The sequence below is a fragment of the Stenotrophomonas daejeonensis genome (genome assembly GCF_001431505.1).
Taxonomy (GTDB): Bacteria; Pseudomonadota; Gammaproteobacteria; order Xanthomonadales; family Xanthomonadaceae; genus Stenotrophomonas; species Stenotrophomonas daejeonensis.
The window spans coordinates 22727-38719 of sequence record NZ_LDJP01000032.1; the positions used below are offsets into that span (position 1 = coordinate 22727).

Consider the following 15993-nt stretch of genomic DNA (forward strand, 5'->3'; position numbering starts at 1 on the left):
GATGGGCATCGCGCTGGTCTGGCTGCGCGACGACCTGCGCCTGGACGACCAGCCGGCCCTGCGCGCGGCGCTGCAACGCGGCCTGTCGCCGCTGCCGGTCTACATCCATGCGCCGGAAGAAGAGGGCGCATGGGCGCCCGGCGCCGCGTCGCACGCATGGCGCCGGCGCTCGCTGGCGGCATTGGCCAGCGAACTGGAACGCCGCGGCTCGCGCCTGTTGCTGCTGCGCGGGCCCACGCTCGATGCCCTGCAGGCATTGGCCGCGCGCACCGGTGCCGAAGCGGTGCTGTGGACGCGGCGCTACGAGCCGGCCGTCGAGCAGCGTGACGCGCGGATCAAGCGCGACCTGCGCCAGATCGGCCTGCATGCGGAAAGCTTCAACGGCGCGTTGCTGTTCGAGCCGTGGGAACTGGCGACCCGGCAGGGCGACCCGTACCGGGTGTTCACGCCGTTCTGGAAATCCGCGCGCGCGGCATGGCGGGTGCCGGCGACGTGGGATGCGCCGGCACGGTTGCCATCGTTGGCACATGCAGACCTGCCCGCCGGCGAGCGACTGGACGAACTGATGCCCACCCCGGCCCCGGCATGGGACGCCGGCTTCTGGCAGCGCTTCACACCCGGCGAGCAAGGCGCGCGCGCGGCGCTGCGGCGGTTCATCGACGACGCACTGCACGGCTACGCGCAGGCCCGCGATTTCGCCGCCGAGGCCGGCACCTCGCGGCTGTCGCCGCACCTGCATTTCGGCGAAGTGTCGGTGCGGCGCGTGGTGGCCGAAGTGCTGGCCATGGGCGACGCCATCGGCGAGGCCGACCGCGACCGCTTCCTCGCCGAACTGGGCTGGCGCGAGTTCGCCCACCACGTGCTGCACCACTACCCGCAAACGCCCGACCGCAACCTCGACCCGCGCTTCGACGATTTCCCTTGGGCGGCTCCGGACGAAGCGCTGCTGGAAGCATGGCGACATGGCCGCACCGGCGTGCCGATCGTCGATGCCGGCATGCGCGAGCTGTGGCACACCGGCTGGATGCACAACCGCGTGCGCATGCTGGTGGCCAGTTGGCTGACCAAGCACCTGCGCCAGCATTGGCGGCATGGCGCGCGCTGGTTCTGGGACACGCTGGTGGACGCCGACCTGGCCAACAACACCCAGGGCTGGCAATGGAGCGCGGGTACCGGCGCCGACGCGGCGCCGTACTTCCGCGTGTTCAACCCGGCCACCCAGGCGCGCCGCTTCGACCCGGATGGGGCCTACATCGCGCGCTGGGTGCCGGAACTGGCGGGTCTGCCGCCACCGGCGTGCTTCGCGCCGTGGGAGCACCCGGAACCGGCGCGGCGGCTGGCGCCGGGGTATCCGCCACGGCCGCAGGTGGACCTGGCCGCCGGCCGCGCCGATGCGCTGGACGCCTTCGCCAGCCTGCGCCGCGGCGCGGTGCAGCGGTAGGAGCGCACCTTGGTGCGCGATGGGGCTCTACCGGGAATGCCCCATCGCGCACCAAGGTGCGCTCCTGCCGGGGCAGCATTGCCGCCACCATCGGCACATGCCAGCCATGGCGCGAAGGAGTAGGGTTTGCGGTTTCACCGCACACTACGCAGGAGCACGTTCCATGTCGCGCACCGTCATTCTGGCCGCTGCCATCAGCCTTGCGCTGGCGGCCTGTTCCGGCAAGGAGTCCAACGCACCCGTGAATACCGACAGCACCGCCGGGCAGCCGGCCGAGGCCTCGACCAACCCGTTCATGGCCGCCAGCACGCTGCCGTTCCAGGCACCGGCCTTCGACAAGATCAAGGACGGCGACTACCTGCCGGCCTTCGAGGAAGGCATGCGCCAGCAGCTGGCCGAGATCAAGCGGATCACCGACGACACCGCGCCGGCTACCTTCGACAACACCCTGCTGCCGCTGGAGAAGTCCGGTGCCATCCTCGACCGCACCAGCCGCGTGTTCTTCAGCGTGGTGCAGGCCGACACCAACCCGGAGCGGCAGAAGATCCAGGAAGAGGTGATCCCGAAGCTGGCCGCGCACGGCGACGCGATCCACCTCGACGCCAAGCTGTTCGAGCGGGTGAAGGCGGTGTACGACGGCCGCGCCGAGGCCGGGCTGGACGCCGAGCAGCTGCGCGTGGTCGAGGAAACCTACAAGGGCTTCGTCAAGGCCGGTGCCCAGCTCGGCGACACCGACAAGGAAACGCTGAAGCAGTACAACGCCGAGGAAGCCACCCTCGCCAACGACTTCCACAACAAGCTGGTCGCGGCCACCGCCGCCGGCGCGGTGGTGGTCGATGACAAGGCGCGACTGGCCGGCCTGAGCGATGGCGACGTCGCCTCGGCCGAGGAAGACGCCAAGGGCCGCAAGCTCGACGGCAAGTGGGTGCTGGCGCTGCAGAACACCACCCAGCAGCCGGTGCTGATGTCGCTGCAGGATCGTGACCTGCGCGCGAAAGTGCTGGAAGCCTCGGAAACCCGCACCGAGCAGGGCGACGCCAACGACACCCGCAAGATCATCCAGCGCCTGGCGCAACTGCGCGCGGCCAAGGCCAAGCTGCTCGGCTTCCCGAACTACGCCGCCTACAACCTCGGCGACCAGATGGCGCAGACCCCGGCCAACGCGCTGAAGCTGCTGACCGACACGGTGCCGGCGGCGACCGCCAAGGCGCGCGGCGAGCTGGCCGAGATCCAGAAGGTGGTCGACGCCCAGAACGGTGGCTTCAAGGCCACCGCCTCGGACTGGGACTTCTACGCCGAGCAGGTGCGCAAGGCCAAGTACGACCTCGACGAATCGCAGATCAAGCCGTACTTCGAGCTGGACAACGTGCTGCAGAACGGCGTTTTCTTCGCCGCCAACCAGCTCTACGGCATCACCTTCAAGGAGCGCAAGGACATCCCGGTGTACCACCCGGACGTGCGCGTGTTCGAGGTCAGCGACGCCGACGGCCAGCCGCTGGCGCTGTTCTACGCCGACTACTACAAGCGCGACAGCAAGAGCGGCGGCGCATGGATGGACGTGTTCGTCGAACAGGACGGCCTGACCGGCACCAAGCCGGTGGTCTACAACGTGTGCAATTTCACCAAGCCCGCCGCCGGGCAGCCGGCGCTGCTGAGCTGGGACGACGTGACCACCATGTTCCACGAGTTCGGCCACGCCCTGCATGGCATGTTCTCGAACACGAAGTACCCGAGCGTGGCCGGCACCGGCGTACCGCGTGATTTCGTCGAGTTCCCATCGCAGTTCAACGAGCATTGGGCCTCGGACCCGAAGGTGTTCGCCAACTACGCCAGGCACTACCAGAGCGGCGAGGCGATGCCGCAGGCGCTGGTGGACAAGATCGCCAAGGCCCGCACCTTCAACCAGGGCTACGCCACCACCGAATACCTGTCGGCGGCGCTGCTCGACCTGGCCTGGCACACGCAGGGCGCCGACGCGCCGTTGCAGGATGTGGACGCCTTCGAGGCCGCCGCGCTCAAGCGCTTCAAGGTCGACCTGCCGCAGGTGCCGCCGCGCTACCGCAGCAGCTACTTCGACCATATCTGGGGTGGCGGCTATTCGGCCGGCTACTACGCCTACTTCTGGGCGGAGATGATCGACGACGACGCCTTCGAGTGGTTCGAGGAGAACGGCGGCCTGACCCGCGAGAACGGGCAGGTGTTCCGCGACAAGATCCTGTCCATCGGCAACACCCGCGACCTGGCCACCGCCTACCGCGAGTTCCGCGGCAAGGACCCGAGCGTGGAAGCGCTGTTGAAGAACCGCGGGCTGAAGTAAGCGCCGCGCCGCGGGAACGGGAGGGGCGACCCTCCCGTTCCGCATCGGCCATTCCACGGCTGGGCCATGATCATCTCCGCCTCCACCGATTACCGTGCCGCTGCGCGCCGCCGGTTGCCGCCGTTCCTGTTCCACTACATCGACGGCGGCGCCTATGCCGAGCACACGCTGCGGCGCAATGTCGCCGACCTGGCCGACGTCGCGCTGCGCCAGCGCGTGCTGCGCGACATGGCCGAGTTGAGCCTGGAAACCCGGTTGTTCGGCGAAACGCTGGCGATGCCGGTGGCGCTGGCGCCGGTCGGCCTGACCGGTATGTACGCGCGCCGTGGCGAGGTGCAGGCCGCGCGTGCGGCCGACAGCCGCGGCGTGCCGTTCACCCTGTCCACGGTGTCGGTGTGCCCGATCGAGGAAGTGGCGCCGGCGATCAAGCGGCCGATGTGGTTCCAGCTGTACGTGCTGCGCGACCGCGGCTTCATGCGCAACGTGCTGGAGCGCGCGCAGGCCGCGGGCGTGGCCACGCTGGTGTTCACCGTGGACATGCCGGTGCCGGGCGCGCGCTACCGCGATGCGCACTCGGGCATGAGCGGCCCGCACGCGGCGCTGCGCCGCTACCTGCAGGCCGCGACCCATCCGCGTTGGGCGTTCGACGTCGGCCTGCGCGGCCGTCCGCACGACCTGGGCAACATCTCCGCCTACCGCGGCGACCCGACCGGGCTGGAGGACTACATCGGCTGGCTGGCGGGCAACTTCGACCCGTCGATCTCGTGGAAGGACCTGGAATGGATCCGCGCGTTCTGGAAGGGGCCGATGCTCATCAAGGGCATCCTCGATCCGGAGGACGCGCGCGACGCGGTGCGCTTCGGCGCCGACGGCATCGTGGTGTCCAACCACGGCGGGCGCCAGCTCGACGGCGTGCCGTCCACCGCGCGGGCGCTGCCGGCCATCGCCGATGCGGTGCGGGGCGAATTGAAGATCCTCGCCGACTCGGGCGTCCGCAGCGGCCTGGACGTGGTGCGCATGCTGGCCCTCGGCGCCGACACGGTGCTGCTTGGCCGCGCCTTCGTCTATGCGCTGGCTGCGCAGGGCGAACGCGGCGTCGCCCACCTGCTCGACCTGATGGCGGCGGAAATGCGCGTGGCGATGACCCTGACCGGCGCGCGCCGTATCGCCGACATCGGCCGCGATTCGCTGGCGCGGATTCCCGGCTGAAACAGGTTGGCGGCCGCGGACCGACGACGCCGGATGGCGGATCGAAGGCAGGCCGCCAAGCAGTACCTCAGGGCCATGTCGTGGTCGTAGGCAGGGCTTATGCTCTCCCCCGGTCCAGTCCGATTGCAGGATGCTCCGTGCGCCTTGACCCATCGCCCACGCCATCGCCGCCGTCCAGCCCGTTGCCGGTGCTGAAACCACGCGCATGGCGCTGGCTCACCTGCCTGTGGCTGGCGTGCGCGTGCGGGTTCGCCACGGCGGCCGCGGCGGCCCCGCCGGCCGCGGAGTCCGCGCGGCCGCAGGTGCTGGTGTTGCTGTCCTACCACCCCGGCTTCAGCTGGGAGGAGCGCATCCTCGACGGCCTGCGCGAGTGGGGCGGTGCCGGCGAGCGACCGGTGTTCCATGTCGAATGGATGGACGCCAAGCGCCATCCCGATGCCGCGCAGCGCCAGCGCCTGACCGACTACCTCGGCGGGAAGTACGCCGGCCAGCGCTTCGACCTGGTCGCCACCGTGGACGACGATGCGCTGGCCTTCGTCATGCAGCACGCGGCCCTGTTCGGCGACACCCCGGTGGTGTTCAGCGGCCTCAACGCGGCGCCGGAACCCATCATCGGCACGCGCACGAACGTCACCGGCATCCTCGAACGCTTCGACCTCACCCGCACCCTCGACATCGCGCTGAAGCTGCACCCGCATACGCGCCGGCTGCTGTTCATCACCCCCGACGACGACAACGGCGCGGCGCTGCGCGACACCGTCGATGCGGCGCTGGCGCGGCTGCCCGGCCACCCCGGGGCCGAGCACTGGCGGACCGCGTGGCTGGAACAGGTGGCGCCACGGCTGCCGCGGCTGCCCGGCGACACCCTGGTCTTCGCCCTCGGCAGCCTGCCGGTGCGCGCCGGCGAGCTGCCGCTGGAGCCGGAGTTCGTGCCGGCCTGGCTGCGCGCGCGCACCGGGTTGCCGGTGTACAGCGACCTGGACACGGCGGTGGGCCACGGTGCGGTCGGCGGCTACATGAACAGTGGCCTGGAAACCGGCCGCCAGCAGGCGGCGATGGCGCGGCGGCTGCTGGCCGGTGAGGCCGCCGCCGGCATCCCGCTGGTGCGCGAAACGCCGCTGGCGCTGCTGTTCGACACCGCGGAGCTGCGCCGGCTGGGCGTGGACATGCGCGCCCTTCCCGCCGGCAGCACGCTGGTCAACGCCCCGCCGTCGATCTTCGCCCGCGAATACCGCGCGCAGCTGCTGGCCATCGTCGTGGTGGTGCTGATGCTGCTGCTGGTGGTGGTCGGGCTGGTGGTGCGCAACCGCATGCAGGCCGCGCGCCAGCGCGCGCTGCACCACCAGGCCACGCACGACGAGTTGACCGGCCTGCGCAACCGCAACGGCCTGGCCGAGCGACTGCAGGCGCTGCCGCAGGCCGCCGCCGAGGACGAGCGGGTGGCGTTGGTGATGCTCGGCCTGAACCACTTCAAGTTGGTCAACGACACCTATGGCCATGCCTTCGGCGACAAGGTGCTGGTGGCGGTGGCCGGGCGCCTGCGGCAGTGCTGCGGCGAGCGGGAAACGCTGGTGCGGTTCAGCGGCGATGCCTTCGTCATCATGGCCCGGCTGCCGGACGCGGCCGACCTGCAGCGGCTGCACGCGCTGTGCGATGCCCTGTTCCAGCAGCCGTTCCTGATCAACGGCCGGCGCATCCCGATCACCGCGGCCTTCGGCCTGAGTTCCGCGCCGCTGCATGGGCTGGTCCCCGGCAGCCTGCTGCGCGAGGCCGACGCCGCCATGTACGAGGCCAAGCGCAACCGCGGCGCGGGGCTGGTGGTCTTCGACCGCGGCATCCACGAGCGCGCCGCGCGCCAGTTCCGGATCGAGGCCGGCCTGCCCGAGGCGATCGAGCACGGCCAGATCGAGGTGCACTATCAGCCCATCCACGACATCCAGCGCGGCTGCGTCGCCGGCTACGAGGCGCTGGCGCGCTGGCGGCACCCGGAGCTGGGCTGGATCCCGCCGCCGGAGTTCGTGCGCGCCGCGGTCGAGACCGGCCACGTCGGCGCGCTCACCCGCTGCATCCTGCGCAGCGCCTGCCGGGCCTTCCTGCCGCACCTCGGCAACCCGTGCAGTCCCTACCTGGCGGTGAACGTGTCGGTCAGCGACATCTACGCCAGCGATTTCCCGGCGCAATTGGCGCAGGTGCTGGCCGAGGTCGGCATGCCGCCGCAGCGGCTGGTGCTGGAAGTGACCGAGGACATGCTGCTGGGCGACCAGCAGCACGTGGCCGCCGTGCTCGAACAACTACGCGGGCAGGGCGTGCGCATCGCCATCGACGACTTCGGCACCGGCTATTCCTCGATGGGCTACCTGTCCAGCTACCAGGTCAACCTGATCAAGATCGACCAGTCCTTCGTGCGCCGCCTGCTCGACAGCCCGTCGGACCGCAAGATCGTGCGCGCCATCGTCTCGATGGCCGGCGACCTGGAGCTGGACGTGGTGGTCGAGGGCGTGGAAACCGAAGCGCAGATCGAACTGCTGCAGGAGCTGGGCTGCCGGCTGCTGCAGGGCTACGTCTTCAGCCGCCCGCGCCCGGCGGCGGAATGGGCGGCCGACGCGCTGGCCGGCTGCTGAGGCAGCTGCGGCATGCTTTCGCAGGTGCCGGGCGGCTTCACCGGGAAGGCTTCATGCGGGGCAAGCCCCGCATCTACGGGAAGCCGGCATTCACCGTAGGTGCCGTGCTTGCCCGGCACGGGCTCACGGGGTCCATTGGCGGCTTCAGCGCTCCGAATGCCCGGTGTCGTCGTACTGGCGCGGGGCGAACAGGTCCGGGCGGATCAGCTCGATGAAGGCGCGCGCTTGCGGTGACAACACCTTGCCGCGGCGTACCGTCACCCCGTAGCTGCGCTTGGGGAAATAGCGCGCCATCGGCCGGATCGCCAGCCGCTCGCGGTCGCCGTCGTTCAGGCACAGCGCGGTGACGATGGAGATGCCCATGCCCATCGCCACGTACTGCTTGATGACCTCCCAGCCGCCCACTTCCAGCGCTACGGTGTAGGGCACGCGGTGGCGCTGGAACACCAGGTCCACCAGCCGCCAGGTGATCTGCCGCTTCGGCGGCAGGATCAGCGGCCAGGGCGAAAGATCTTCCAGCGTCAACTCGCGCTTGTCGGCCAGCGGGTGGCCGTGGGGGGCGATCAGCACCTGCTCGAAGTCGTAGACCGGCGCGTAGCTGAGGTCGGCCGGCACGTCCAGCATCGAGCCGACGGCGAGGTCGGCGGCATCGCTGCGCAGCAGCTCGTTGCCGTCGGCGCTGATCGCGTCGTGCAGGGCCAGCCGCACGTCGGGGTGGCGGCGGCGGAAATCCTCGACGATCTTCGGCAGCAGGTAGAGGATGGTCGAGGAATTCGCGGCGATCGTCAGCTCGCCCGCGTCCAGCCCGCGCACCTTGTCGCGGAAGCCGGCTTCCAGCCCGTCCAGGCTCTCCACCAGCGGCTGTGCCATCTCGTACAGCAGCTGGCCCTCGCGGCTGGGCACCAGCCGTCGCCCGCTGCGCTCGAACAGCACTACCCCCAGCTCCCGCTCCAGTGCCTGCAACTGCAGGCTCACCGCCGGCTGGCTGACGAAAAGCGCCTCGGCCGCACGTGAAACCGAACCCAGCCGGACCGTCTGGCAGAACGCGCGCAGCGGCTTGAGTCGGTCGGATTTGTAGGAAAAACGCGGGTTTGCGGGTTTCTTCGCAGGCATGGCGAGACACTATTAGCACAATTTATATATCGCATTGCAAAAACTGCATTGTCGAATAATTGATTGCGCAGCACGGTGGAGCTCCCCGACAAACGCAGGGTTCCGCCATGTCCGCCGTCGCCTCCGCCATTCCCGCCACCGCCCACGCCGTCCGCCCGACGCCGGGCATCACCGTGACCGAGCGGCTCGCCGGCCAGTCGGCGCTGCTGCCGGCCGGGGTGCTGGCGCTGCTGGTGTCGCTGCACCGGGCGGTGGAGCCGGAGCGGCAGGCGCGACTGGCCGCGCGCCGCCAGCGCCAGGCGTTCTTCGACGGCGGCGGGCTGCCGGACTTCCGCGCCGACACCGCCGCCATCCGCGAAGGTGACTGGCAGGTGGCGCCGATCCCGGCCGCGCTGTCCGACCGCCGCGTCGAGATCACCGGCCCGACCGACCCGAAGATGGTCATCAACGCGCTGAACTCCGGCGCCAAGGTGTTCATGGCCGACTTCGAGGATTCCACCTCGCCCACGTGGCGCAACCTGCTGGCCGGGCAGCAGGCGCTGTCCGCGGCAGTGCGCGGCGATCTGGATTACACCGCACCCAATGGCAAGCACTACACGTTGCGCCCCTACGAGGAGCAGGCGGTGCTGATCGTGCGCCCGCGCGGCTGGCACCTGGACGAGAAGCACGTGCGGGTGGACGGCCAGCCGATCGCCGGCGGCCTGTTCGACGCGGCGGTGTTCGCCTTCCACAATGCCCGCGCGCTGATGCGCAAGCAGCGCGGCCCGTACTTCTACCTGCCCAAGCTGCAGTCGATGGAGGAGGCGGCGCTGTGGGAAACCGCGCTGTCGCACATCGAGGGCATGCTGGGTTTGCCGCACGGGCAGATCAAGGTCACGGTGCTGATCGAGACGTTGCCGGCGGTGTTCGAGATGGACGAGATCCTGCACGCATTGAAGGAGCGCATCGTCGGCCTGAACTGCGGGCGCTGGGACTACATTTTTTCGTACCTGAAGACCTTCCGCCGCCACCGCGACAAGGTGCTGCCCGAGCGTGGCCAGGTGACGATGACCCAGCCGTTTTTGAAGGCGTATTCGGAACTGCTGATCCAGACCTGCCACAAGCGTGGCGCGCATGCGATGGGCGGCATGGCCGCGCAGATCCCGATCAACCACGACGCCGCCGCCAACGAACAGGCGATGGCGCGGGTGCGCGCGGACAAGCTGCGCGAGGTGACCGCCGGCCACGACGGCACCTGGGTGGCGCACCCGGCGCTGATCCCGGTGGCGCGGGCGATCTTCGACGAACACATGCCCGCGCCGAACCAGCACAACGTGCTGCGCCGCGACGTGCAGGTGACGCGCGACGACCTGATCGCCCCCTGCACCGGCACCATCACCCGCGCCGGCTTCGAGAACAACGTCGAGGTGTGCGTGCGCTACATGGCCGCATGGCTGGACGGCAACGGCTGCGTGCCGATCCACAACCTGATGGAGGACGCGGCCACCGCCGAGATCAGCCGCAGCCAGCTGTGGCAGTGGCTGCACGCCGGCAACCAGCACCTGGACGACGGCACCGCCATCGACTTCGCCCTGCTCGACGCCAGCCTGCGCGCGCTGCCGGCCCGGCTCGGCGACACCTCGGCGCTGCCCGGCGGCACCCGCATCGCGCAGGCCATCGCCCTGCTCGACGAACTCAGCCATGCCGACGAACTGGCCGAGTTCCTGACCCTGCCCGCCTACCGGCAGATCGACTGACCCGGCCCTCGTGAAACCGCTCTCGTAGGTGCGTGGCTTGCCCCGCACGAGGCATTACCGGGAAAGCGCCATGCGGGGCAAGCCCCGCATCTACGCGCTTCCCCGGTGCAGGAATCGAGAGAAGCCCCATCGCGCACCAAGGTGCGCTCCTACACAAACCCCGCGCCACCCCAATCCCACTGGAGAACCCCCATGAGCAAGCTGCCGACCGCCGAACAGATCCAGCACGACTGGGACACCAACCCGCGCTGGAAGGGCGTGACCCGCAACTACACCGCCGCCGACGTCGTGCGCCTGCGCGGCACCGTGCACGTCGAGCACTCGCTGGCCCGCCTCGGCGCGGAAAAGCTGTGGAACTACCTGCACGAGAAGGATTTCGTCAACGCGCTGGGCGCGCTGACCGGCAACCAGGCCATGCAGCAGGTCAAGGCCGGCCTCAACGCCATCTACCTGTCCGGCTGGCAGGTGGCGGCCGACGCCAACCTGGCCGGGCAGATGTATCCGGACCAGTCGCTGTACCCGGCCGACTCGGTGCCGGCGGTGGTCAAGCGCATCAACAACACCCTGCTGCGCGCCGACCAGTTGCACCACGCCGAGGGCAAGGACGAGATCGACTTCCTGCAGCCCATCGTGGCCGACGCCGAGGCCGGCTTCGGCGGCGTGCTCAACGCCTTCGAGCTGATGAAGGCGATGATCGAGGCCGGCGCCGCCGGCGTGCACTTCGAGGACCAGCTGGCGGCGGTGAAGAAGTGCGGGCACATGGGCGGCAAGGTGCTGGTGCCGACCCGCGAGGCGATCGAGAAGTTGAACGCCGCGCGCTTGGCCGCCGACGTGCTGGGCGTGCCGACCCTGCTGGTGGCGCGCACCGACGCCGAGGCCGCCGACCTGCTGACCAGCGACATCGACGGCAACGACCAGCCGTTCACCACCGGCGAGCGCACCGTCGAAGGCTTCTTCAAGACCCGCAACGGCCTGGACCAGGCCATCAGCCGCGGCCTGGCCTACGCGCCCTACGCCGACCTGGTGTGGTGCGAGACCGGCAAGCCGGACCTGGAATTCGCACGCAGGTTTGCCGAGGCGATCCATGCCAAATACCCGGGCAAGCTGCTGGCCTACAACTGCTCGCCGAGCTTCAACTGGAAGAAGAACCTGGACGACGCCACGATTGCCAAGTTCCAGAAGGAGATCGCCAGCTACGGCTACAAGTTCCAGTTCATCACCCTGGCCGGCTTCCACGCCCTGAACTACTCGATGTTCAACCTGGCCCACGGCTACGCGCGCCGGCAGATGAGTGCCTTCGTCGAGCTGCAGGAGGCCGAATTCGCCGCCGCCGACAAGGGTTTCACCGCGGTCAAGCACCAGCGCGAGGTCGGCACCGGCTACTTCGACGCGGTGACCCAGGCGATCCAGCAGGGGCAGTCCTCGACCACCGCGCTGACCGGCTCCACCGAGGAGGAGCAGTTCCACGGCGACCGGGCGGCCGCCTGACCGGTCCGTAGCGGCCGGGAGGATGGAGGAACGGGCGACCTGCGGGCCGCCCGTTTCCGTATCGAAATGCGCGCGCAGTCCCTGCGGATTGCGATGTGCCGCACGCTTTCACCGGTGCTATGCTGCCCGGATGACCCGCAGGAGCGGGGATTACCGGGGCGGCAGGGGCGGGAGATGAACGGCAACGGGGCTGCAATCAGGGCGGATGAACACGAGCAGAGCGTCGCCGCCACGGCGATGGCCGAGATCGTGCATCCGGTGCTGTCGCCCGCCGAAGCCGCCCTGTTCGCCGAATTCGGCCACGTGCGCGAGGTCCCCGCCGGGCAGGTACTGTTCCACAGCGGCGAATTCGGCAGTTCCATGTACGTCATCCGCAGCGGCATCGTCGACCTGGATTTCGGCGAGGACCTGATGGTCAAGTACCTCGGGCCGGGCGAATTCTTCGGCGAACTGGGCCTGCTGATCGGCAACCACCGCCGCGGCGCCGACGCCCAGGCCTCCACCGACGTGGTGCTGCTGGAACTGGGCCACGACGACTTCCAGCGGCTGGTGGACCGCGCCCCGGGCCTGATCGCCTATTTCCTGCGCCGCACCATCATGCGCGTGGTGTCCAACGAGCAGCTGCTGATCCGGCAGTTGCGGCACCGCAACCACGACCTCGAAGCGGCGCTGGACAACCTCTACACCACCACCCACCAGCTCAACCACACCGAGGAGCTGGTGCGCACCGACGAACTGACCGGGCTGGACAACCGCCGCGGCCTGACCCTGTACCTGCAGGAATGCCGGCAGTCGCGGCGCATGCCGCCGCAGGGCCTGCTGCTGATCGACTGCGACCATTTCAAGCACATCAACGACGAATACGGCCACCTGGTCGGCGACCGCGTGCTGCAGGCGGTCGCCAACATCCTGCGCTCGGTGGTGCAGGTCGACGGGCTGGCCTGCCGGCTGGGCGGCGACGAGTTCTGCCTGCTGGTGCAGGAAGCCGATGCGGAGAAGCTGGCGCACGTGGCCGGCTTCATCCTGCAGGCGGTGCACGGGCTGCTGGAACGCGCGCAGCCGGTGCCGCGGATCTGCCCGGTGAGCATCGGCGCCTGCCTGCTCGACCCGCGCAGCGACTGGAACGACTGGTACGCGCTGGCCGACAGCGCGATGTACGAAGCCAAGCGGCTCGGCGGCAACCGGCTGCAATGGCCGCGGGATTGGCTCGGGGCGAACTGACGTGCTGCCGGAGCTGGCCATGCAGGATGCAGGGGGAACGCCGGCGACTCCCGCGCCGCAGGTGCGCACCCTGCTGCTGACCGACCTGTGCGACTCGGTCGCGCTGGTGGAGAAACTGGGCGATGCCGCCGCCGCCGAGCTGTTCCAGCAGCACGACCGTCTGGTGCTGCAACTGCAGCAGCAATGGAAGGGGCGGCTGATCGACCGTTCCGACGGTCTGCTGCTGTTGTTCGAGCGCCCGATCAACGGCCTGGCCTTCGCCATCGACTACCTGCGCGGCCTGCGCGAGCTGGGCCGCGCCCGCGGCCTGGTGCTGCATGCCCGCGCCGGCATGCACGTCGGCGAAGTGCTGACCTGGCACAACAGCGCCGAGGCGGTGCAGGCCGGCGCCAAGTCGCTGGAAGTGGAAGGCCTGGCCAAGCCGCTGGCGGCGCGGCTGATGGCGCTGGCCCGGCCCGGGCAGATCCTGCTGTCGGCGGTGGCCGAATCGCTGACCCGCCGCGCGGTGCCGGAGCTGGGCGAGTCCGGCGGGCAACTGCTGTGGAAGTCGCACGGGCGCTGGCGTTTCAAGGGCGTGCCCACCGCGCAGGAAGTGTTCGAAGCCGGTGTGCCGGGCTTCGCCCCGCTGCGCATGCCGCGCAGCTCGCCCAAGGCCCGGCGCGACCTGCCGTTGTGGCGCAGTCCGCTGGCGCTGGTGGCCGAAGCGGCCCTGCTGTTGGCGCTGGGTGTCGGCCTCTGGTTCGCTACCCGCCCGGAGCCGGCCATCGCCTTCGCCGAGCGCGACTGGGTGGTGATGGGGGACGTCGCCAACAGCACCGGCGAATCGGTGTTCGACGCGTCGATCCGCCAGGCGGTCATGCTCGGGCTGGAACAATCGCGCTATGTGAACGTGTTGTCCGAAGGCAAGGTCCGCGAGAGCCTGGAGATGGCCAGGAAGCCGGCTGATGCCACGCTCGACCGCAGCCTGGCGGTGGACGTTGCCATCCGCGAGGGTGCGCGCGCGGTGCTGCTGCCCGTGGTGACGCGGCATGGCGATGGTTACCGGATCGCCATCGACCTGGTGGATCCGAACGCGGACAGCGTGGTGCGTACCTATCATGCCGTCGCCACCGCCCCGGACAAGGCCGCCGCCGCCGTGGACGATGTCCTCAACCAGTTGCGCAAGGGGCTAGGGGAGTCGGTTGCCGAGTTGCAGAAGTCGATCCCGTTGTCGCGCGCCTCCACCGGCAGCCTGCGCGCGCTGCGTTCCTATGCACTGGCGGAAACCGCGATGGGAAAGCGCAGTTTCGAGGAGGCGCGCAACCTGTACCAGGCCGCGGTGGAGATCGACCCCGAATTCGCGCTGGCCTACGCGGGGCTGGCGAAGCTGCACGCCCGCATCGGCGAGATGCAGCCGGCGCGCGAACAGTTGCAGAAGGCATTGGCCTTGCAGTCGCACCTGCCGCATCGCGAACGTCTGTACCTGAAGGCATGGCAGGCCGAGCTGGAACCCGGTGGCTGGCCGCTGGAGAATTGGCGCGCCTTGGCCAGGCTCTATCCCGACTCGTTCGCCGGTCTTTCCAATACCTCCTGGTACCTGCTCCAGGACAATCGTTTCAGCGAGGCCGAGCCGTTCGCCCGCGCGGCAGCAGTGCCGCAGGACCACCTGCGGATCTACCCGATGGTGCAGCTGGGCCAGATTCATATAGCGCTCAACCAGCCCGAACTGGCACTGCGAACCCTGCGCCAGGCACACGAGCTTGAGGGTAAAGGCGATGCCGATGATGCTGAGGTGGATGCATTGGTCGCGTTGCGGCGCAACGAGCAGGCCGAGCAGCTGCTGGCCAGGCTCGACAACGGCGGGGATTCGCTGCAGAGCCTGATGAACTTGCGTGCGCGCCTGCTGGTGCAAGCGGACCGGGACGATTGCGCTGCGATGCGGGCGACCGTGGTGTCCGACCGGACCAAACCGACCGTGGCTTATCTGCAGATCCACCAGCAATTGCTGTATGCCAGCATTGATGTGCTTTGCAAAAAGGACGGGATTACCCGGCTGGATGCGATTGCCAAGCAGCTTTCTCCCCTGCTGCGGAAGACGGACGATCCGGCGTGGCGGGACCACAACCTGCAGATGCTGGCCCTGATCTACCTGGCGCAACGCCAGGGACAGGGTGCCTTGGCTTCACGCCTGTTGCGTGAAAACCATGACGTGATCGAGGCGCAGCGCAGCCCGGTCGTCGCCAAGTGGTATCGCCTCGTGCAGGCGATGGCGTACCTGCAGGACGCCAGGGCTGATGCTGCGATAGCGGCCCTGCAGCCATTGCTGGATGGCAGCGAGCCCGTGCAGGCCCATGTGGTGTTGCTGGAGTCGCATCGCCTGTCGGGAGACGCCGCTGGGGCCAGCCGCCAGCGGCAATGGTTGCTGGCCCATCGCGGCCAGGCCATTGCCGAACTGATGGCGATGAAGGTGTTGCAGCCACTCAACGTGCATGACGTCGCCATGGCGGCGTCATCGGTGGATGATCTCTCTGCACCTTGATGGGCGTTAATCAACCGATGGCGTCGCCGACCTTGCCGGCCTCGAAGCAGAACACCACCGTCATCGGCATGGTGGATGCAGTCAGATAAGCTTCCAATTCGGCACGCACCTGCTGCAATTCTTCCGGTGATGCCAGCATGTCGACCTTTAGACACTCGTGGTGATCGACATCCATGCCGAGGGAAGCCAGCGCCGCAGCCGGGTCGGTGGTGAACGACGTGCGGAATGCGGCATCGTCGATCAGATGATCCAGCAAGGTGGACGCTTCGGAGGGAGTCAATCGACTTGCAGTCATGGCGCTTTTCCAAGGTGAGAACGTGATATCGGCC

Annotated in this window: 10 protein-coding genes; 8 read left to right on the forward strand and 2 right to left on the reverse strand. The window is 69.1% G+C overall.

From position 1 onward, the window contains the following. Position 1 precedes the first annotated feature (1 nt). The 4 genes from ABB34_RS06045 (at position 2) to ABB34_RS06060 (ending at position 7588) form a co-directional block, all read left to right on the forward strand. Positions 2 to 1441, forward strand: a complete 1440-nt coding sequence (locus ABB34_RS06045) for a cryptochrome/photolyase family protein (RefSeq protein WP_057640351.1) — start codon at positions 2 to 4, stop codon at positions 1439 to 1441. Positions 1442 to 1604: 163 nt separating this feature from the next. Then, entirely contained in the window at positions 1605 to 3758 is a 2154-nt protein-coding gene (gene dcp / locus ABB34_RS06050) for a peptidyl-dipeptidase Dcp (protein ID WP_057640352.1), read from the forward strand. Between the two features lie 66 nt (positions 3759 to 3824). After that, on the forward strand, positions 3825 to 4967 hold the full coding sequence (lldD, locus tag ABB34_RS06055; RefSeq protein ID WP_057640353.1) for an FMN-dependent L-lactate dehydrogenase LldD: 1143 nt from the start codon (positions 3825 to 3827) through the stop codon (positions 4965 to 4967). Between the two features lie 137 nt (positions 4968 to 5104). After that, complete coding sequence (locus ABB34_RS06060) at positions 5105 to 7588, forward strand: putative bifunctional diguanylate cyclase/phosphodiesterase (RefSeq protein WP_152979532.1); 2484 nt, start codon at positions 5105 to 5107, stop codon at positions 7586 to 7588. A gap of 144 nt (positions 7589 to 7732) precedes the next feature. On the opposite strand, the gene ABB34_RS06065 is transcribed toward ABB34_RS06060, so the two are convergent. Continuing rightward, positions 7733 to 8701, reverse strand: coding sequence for a LysR family transcriptional regulator (locus ABB34_RS06065; RefSeq protein ID WP_057640355.1), 969 nt, complete (start codon positions 8699 to 8701; stop codon positions 7733 to 7735). A 107-nt stretch (positions 8702 to 8808) separates the two neighbouring features. On the opposite strand from ABB34_RS06065, the gene aceB reads away from it, so the two are divergent. From aceB to ABB34_RS06085, 4 genes are all read left to right on the forward strand, one after another. After that, positions 8809 to 10437 carry a malate synthase A gene (aceB, locus tag ABB34_RS06070; RefSeq protein ID WP_057640356.1) on the forward strand — a complete coding sequence of 543 codons (1629 nt, stop codon included), beginning with the start codon at positions 8809 to 8811 and terminating at the stop codon, positions 10435 to 10437. 192 nt (positions 10438 to 10629) lie between these two features. After that, positions 10630 to 11925 carry an isocitrate lyase gene (aceA, locus tag ABB34_RS06075; RefSeq protein WP_057640357.1) on the forward strand — a complete coding sequence of 432 codons (1296 nt, stop codon included), beginning with the start codon at positions 10630 to 10632 and terminating at the stop codon, positions 11923 to 11925. Between the two features lie 174 nt (positions 11926 to 12099). Beyond that, positions 12100 to 13146, forward strand: coding sequence for a GGDEF domain-containing protein (locus ABB34_RS06080; protein WP_057640358.1), 1047 nt, complete (start codon positions 12100 to 12102; stop codon positions 13144 to 13146). Positions 13147 to 13165: 19 nt separating this feature from the next. Continuing rightward, entirely contained in the window at positions 13166 to 15664 is a 2499-nt protein-coding gene (locus tag ABB34_RS06085) for a putative peptide modification system cyclase (protein ID WP_057640403.1), read from the forward strand. Positions 15665 to 15674: 10 nt separating this feature from the next. On the opposite strand, the gene ABB34_RS06090 is transcribed toward ABB34_RS06085, so the two are convergent. Further along, on the reverse strand, positions 15675 to 15959 hold the full coding sequence (locus ABB34_RS06090; RefSeq protein ID WP_057640359.1) for an NHLP-related RiPP peptide: 285 nt from the start codon (positions 15957 to 15959) through the stop codon (positions 15675 to 15677). Positions 15960 to 15993 lie beyond the last annotated feature (34 nt).

What these genes read in the sequence shown, in the direction of transcription:
- ABB34_RS06045 (WP_057640351.1), top strand. Translation starts at nt 2, where the DNA reads ATGGGCATCGCGCTGGTCTGGCTGCGCGACGACCTGCGCCTGGACGAC.
- dcp (WP_057640352.1), top strand. Translation starts at nt 1,605, where the DNA reads ATGTCGCGCACCGTCATTCTGGCCGCTGCCATCAGCCTTGCGCTGGCG.
- lldD (WP_057640353.1), top strand. Translation starts at nt 3,825, where the DNA reads ATGATCATCTCCGCCTCCACCGATTACCGTGCCGCTGCGCGCCGCCGG.
- ABB34_RS06065 (WP_057640355.1), bottom strand. Translation starts at nt 8,701, where the DNA reads ATGCCTGCGAAGAAACCCGCAAACCCGCGTTTTTCCTACAAATCCGAC.
- aceB (WP_057640356.1), top strand. Translation starts at nt 8,809, where the DNA reads ATGTCCGCCGTCGCCTCCGCCATTCCCGCCACCGCCCACGCCGTCCGC.
- aceA (WP_057640357.1), top strand. Translation starts at nt 10,630, where the DNA reads ATGAGCAAGCTGCCGACCGCCGAACAGATCCAGCACGACTGGGACACC.
- ABB34_RS06080 (WP_057640358.1), top strand. Translation starts at nt 12,100, where the DNA reads ATGAACGGCAACGGGGCTGCAATCAGGGCGGATGAACACGAGCAGAGC.
- ABB34_RS06085 (WP_057640403.1), top strand. Translation starts at nt 13,166, where the DNA reads ATGCAGGATGCAGGGGGAACGCCGGCGACTCCCGCGCCGCAGGTGCGC.
- ABB34_RS06090 (WP_057640359.1), bottom strand. Translation starts at nt 15,959, where the DNA reads ATGACTGCAAGTCGATTGACTCCCTCCGAAGCGTCCACCTTGCTGGAT.